Origin of the sequence: Chitinophaga sp., from assembly GCF_036569125.1 — a bacterium.
Lineage (GTDB): Bacteria > Bacteroidota > Bacteroidia > Chitinophagales > Chitinophagaceae > Chitinophaga.
On sequence record NZ_DATCRF010000461.1, the window covers coordinates 1 to 4,778 of the forward strand.

The 4,778-nt window shown below is 46.2% G+C and carries 5 protein-coding genes; all 5 read left to right on the top strand.

Going from position 1 to position 4,778, the window contains the following annotated elements; all coding sequences use genetic code 11:
- The coding region (locus VIM87_RS17305; RefSeq protein ID WP_331998212.1) for an alpha-L-fucosidase at positions 1-1,286 on the top strand (1,286 nt) is incomplete at its 5' end.
- Between the two features lie 92 nt (positions 1,287-1,378).
- Positions 1,379-2,647: an L-fucose:H+ symporter permease gene (gene fucP / locus VIM87_RS17310; protein WP_331998213.1), complete on the top strand. Its 1,269-nt coding sequence runs from the start codon at positions 1,379-1,381 to the stop codon at positions 2,645-2,647.
- Positions 2,648-2,667: 20 nt separating this feature from the next.
- Positions 2,668-3,684, top strand: coding sequence for an aldo/keto reductase (locus VIM87_RS17315; RefSeq protein WP_331998214.1), 1,017 nt, complete (start codon positions 2,668-2,670; stop codon positions 3,682-3,684).
- A 15-nt stretch (positions 3,685-3,699) separates the two neighbouring features.
- Positions 3,700-4,035, top strand: coding sequence for an L-rhamnose mutarotase (locus tag VIM87_RS17320; RefSeq protein ID WP_331998215.1), 336 nt, complete (start codon positions 3,700-3,702; stop codon positions 4,033-4,035).
- 145 nt (positions 4,036-4,180) lie between these two features.
- A partial coding sequence (locus VIM87_RS17325; protein ID WP_331998216.1) for an alpha/beta hydrolase occupies positions 4,181-4,778 on the top strand: 598 nt, incomplete at its 3' end.

The following is a 4,778-nucleotide window of genomic DNA, read 5'->3' on the forward strand; positions in this document are numbered from 1 at the left end:
AGGAGCTGGTTGCCTTATACAAAAAAGCCGGCGCCAAATATTTTATGGCCATGGCCAATCACCACGATAATCTGGACCTGTACGATAGTAAATATCAAGCCTGGAATGCTACCAAGCTGGGACCCAAAAAAGATCTGATCGGAGGCTGGGCAAAAGCAGCTAAAGAACAGGGCCTGCCCTTTGGCGTAACGGTACATGCCTCCCATGCCTGGACCTGGTATGAGGTAGCACAGCGTTCCGATAAAAGCGGTCCTTATGCGGGCGTACCTTATGATGGCAAGCTTACGAAAGCCGATGGCCGCAACAAGTGGTGGAATGGGTATGATCCGCAGCAGCTGTATGCTCAGAATCATGCTTTAAGTAAAGACAGTCTTAACGACAATAGCATGGGAGATCATTGGTATTGGGGCAATGGTGCAAGTGCGCCTGACAAGGCTTACTGTGATAAATTCTTAAACCGTACCCTTGAGCTCATTGATAAATATGGCCCCGAGCTTGTTTATTTTGATGACAATGCGCTGCCGCTTTGGCCGGTAAGCGATGCAGGATTAAAGATAGCGGCGCATTTATATAATACCAGCATAAAAAAGCATGGAAAATTGCAGGCTGCCCTGTTTGGAAAAATGCTGAACGAGCAGCAGCGTAAATGTATGATCTGGGATATTGAGCGCGGGCAAAGTAACCAGATAGAACCCCTGCCCTGGCAAACCGATACCTGTATCGGAGGCTGGCATTACGACCGCCGCATATTTGATAACAAAGGCTATAAAAGCGCTAAAACAGTAGTGCATAGTTTAGCGGATATAGTAAGCAAGAACGGTAATCTTTTATTGAATATTCCCGTACGTGGAGATGGAACCATTGATAGTGAAGAACGCGCCGTAGTGGAAGAAGTAGCCGAATGGATGCAGGTGAATAGTGAAGCGATCTATAGTACGCGCCCCTGGAAAGTATTTGGGGAAGGGCCGGCCATGGAATCAGTGGCAGCATTGAGCGCACAGGGCTTTAATGAAGGAAAAGGCAAACCATTTGAAGCGGAGGATATTCGTTTTACTACAAAGGGCAAAACACTTTATGCAGTGATGTTAGGCTGGCCGGCGAATAAAACCGCTTTAATTAAAACGCTGGCTGCAAATGACCAGGCAGGGAAGGTAAGCCAGGTAAGCCTGCTGGGCAATGATAAGCTCACCTTTCAGCAAACAGCTGAAGGCTTAAAGGTGCAGCCGCCGGAACAGGCGCCCTGCAAAAATGCATTTGTACTGAAAATTGAAGGAGCTATCGTATAAATGTTCAAAGACCAATTATCCGTAAGGACCCAGGCAGGTGACTGAGCAGGTAATTATACCCAGCTGGTCACCTGCAAATTTAAAATTCCAAGATGGCAAAGACCCATACACTTTTCCCGTTTATACTGATCACAAGCCTGTTCTTTTTATGGGGTTTTGCCCATAATCTTGATCCCATACTTATACCGCATTTACAAAAGTCATTTACCCTTACCACCGTTCAGGCTACCCTGGTTGATTCTGCTGTATTTATAGCGTATTTTCTGATGGCTTTACCGGCCGGGTTTATTATGAAAAGATACGGCTATAAAGCAGGCATTATAACCGGTTTGCTGGTTTTTGCATTAGGCTCATATTTATTTATACCTGCAGCCAATACCCAGCAATACACATTTTTCCTTATAGCCCTGTTTATTATAGCCTGCGGTCTTACGATCCTGGAAACAGCAGCTAACCCTTATGCCTCTTCGCTGGGCGATCCTGAGACCTCTACCCAAAGGCTTAACCTCGCACAATCGTTCAACGGACTGGCAGCAACGCTTGCACCTGTGATCGGCGCACGTGTTATCCTTACTAAGGGCTATACTGCAGCGCAACTAAGTACAATGACCGAAGAAGGCCGTAAGCTGGCGCTTGCTGCCGAAGCAGCGTCCGTAAAAATGCCCTACTTTATGCTGGGCACCATACTGGTATTGATAGCGGTTATTTTTGCTTTTACACGTTTGCCGGCCATCCAGACAAATGAAGGTCACTCAGCCAGCAAGAATATTTTCCACGCCTTTAAGCACCAGCATTTAACCTGGAGTGTTATCGCACAATTCTTCTATGTGGGCGCCCAGGTTTCTGTGTTTAGCCTGTTTATCCTGTATGCAACAAAAGCTGCCGGTATATCAGAAGTAAAAGCAGCTGATTACCTGGGTTTATGCGGGCTGGCTTTTTTAACCGGAAGATTTATTGGTACTTATTTAATGCGGTACTACAGCTCTGCCAGGTTGCTTGCCGTATATGCAGTTATCAATATTGTACTTTGCACGGTAGCTATTTCGGGGCACGGCATGGTAACTGTCTATACCGTCATAGGGATCTGCTTTTTTATGTCCATTATGTTCCCCACCATCTTTGCGCTTGGAATAAAGGAATTGCGCGGCGATACGGAATTCGGGAGTAGCCTGATCATTATGTCCATTGTTGGAGGCGCTGTTTTGCCGAGGGTATTTGGTTATATCAGCGATGTAACGGGTAATATTCAATACGGCTATGCAGTGCCGCTGGCCTGTTTCGCAGTAGTGGCATTTTTTGGATTTAAAGGCCACCATGTGAAAGTGAAGCCTGAAAGTTTACCTGTTTCAACTATTCTTTAAAAATTTAGTGGTCTTTTAATATGCAGGAAATCACATTGCCCAAAGTAATTTTTGGCACCAGCGGCTTAGGGAATTTATATGTAGCGCTCCCGGATGAGGTGAAGCTATCCATTGTGAATGAAAGCGTGAAATGTTCCCCAAAGCCGGCTGTATTTGATTCAGCAGGTAAATATGGCGCCGGGCTGGCGTTGGAAGCGCTGGGCCGGTCTTTAAAGCAATTAAAGGTTAACCCTTCGGATGTGCTGATCAGTAATAAGCTGGGTTGGTTGCGTACCGAATTAAAAACAGCCGAACCCACTTTTGAACCCGGAATATGGCGGGACCTGAAGCACGATGCTGTTCAAAAAATAAGCTATGAAGGCATCCTGGAATGTTATAAACAGGGAAATGAGCTGCTTGGCGGCTATCATGCGGAGCTGGTATCTGTGCATGACCCCGATGAATACCTGGCAGCGGCAAATAACGCGCAGGAACAAACGCAGCGCTACCAGGATATTCTGGATGCTTACCGGGCATTAAATGAATTAAAGGAAGCGGGCAGGGTCAAAGCTATTGGAGTAGGGGCAAAGAATTGGCGGGTCATAAAAAGAATAGCAGCTGATGTAAAGCTGGATTGGGTAATGATCGCTAATAGTATGACTGTTCACAGCCATCCCGCGGAGCTGGTGGAATTTATGCTAACCCTTCAGCAGCAGGGCACCCTGATTATAAACTCTTCGCTTTTTAATGGCGGCTTTTTAACAGGATCGGATTATTATAATTACCAGTTAACAGATCCGGAAAAAGATAAAGACCTCTATCACTGGCGGCAGCGGTTTTATCAGCTGTGCCTTAATTATAAGATAAAACCGGTACAGGCCTGCGTGATCTTTGGCCTGAATGCGCCCGGGGTTAAGAGTATTGCTCTGAACACCACCCAGGCAGAAAGGGTTGCACAGAACATTGCATTGCCCCAATCAATAATCCCGGAAGGATTTTGGGAGGAAATGACAGCACAGGGATTAATTGAGGAAGCTTATGCTTCCAGCTACTTGTAAACATTAAATAAGAATATGAAAAGATACTGTTTAGCCCTTGATCTGAAGGATGATCCTAAGTTGATAGCAGAATACGAATATTGGCACAAGGCAGAAAATGGCTGGCCCGAAATTAAAAAGAGCATCCTGGATGCGGGTATTACGGAAATGCAGATCTATAGAACGGGTAATCGTTTAATGATGATCATGGAAACCAATGACCAGTTCAATGCAACCGCAAAAGCGGCTGCAGATGCTGCCAATCCCAAAGTGCAGGAATGGGAGCAGTTAATGTGGAAATTCCAGCAACCTTTACCCTGGGCAAAAGAAGGAGAGAAGTGGGTAATGATGGAACAGATCTTTCAGCTTTAAAAAATGAACAGTGAGCAATATTATGTATAAAAATTAGCGGCGGTGATTTTTAAACTTTTTGAACCGCTAAATTCCCTTTCTTTACAATGCCGGAAACTGCTGGCAGCACCTATGGCAATCCCACGTTTAATGAAAATCATGCGGCATGAAAAAGTTAATTTTCAACCTCCCCCTTCTTTTGTTATTTACCATACCCGTTTTTGCACAAGGCGTTATTGAACATGCGCCTCCCGGTTTTGATACCTTGCGTGCAGGGATACCACATGGCCGGATCGATACCATCAGCTATAACTCGGTAACGGTGGGCAATCCCCGAAAAGCACTGATCTACACGCCGCCGGGATTTTCCAAAAAGCGTAAATACCCGGTGTTATACCTGTTGCATGGCATCGGCGGCGATGAAAAGGAATGGCTAAAGGGCGGTACGCCCCAGGTAGTGCTGGATAACCTGTACGCCCAGGGGAAAATTGAGCCTATGATCGTTGTTATGCCTAACGGCAGGGCCATGAAAGATGACCGGGCCACCGGCAATATTATGGCTCCCGACAAGGTACAGGCCTTTGCCACTTTTGAAAAAGACCTGTTGAGCGATCTTATTCCCTATATACAAAAGAAATACCCTGTTTACACGGACCGGGAGCACCGGGCCATTGCCGGCCTGTCAATGGGCGGAGGGCAGTCGCTGAATTTTGGTCTGGGTAACCTGGATAAGTTTGCGTGGATCGGCGGCTTCTCATCTGCAC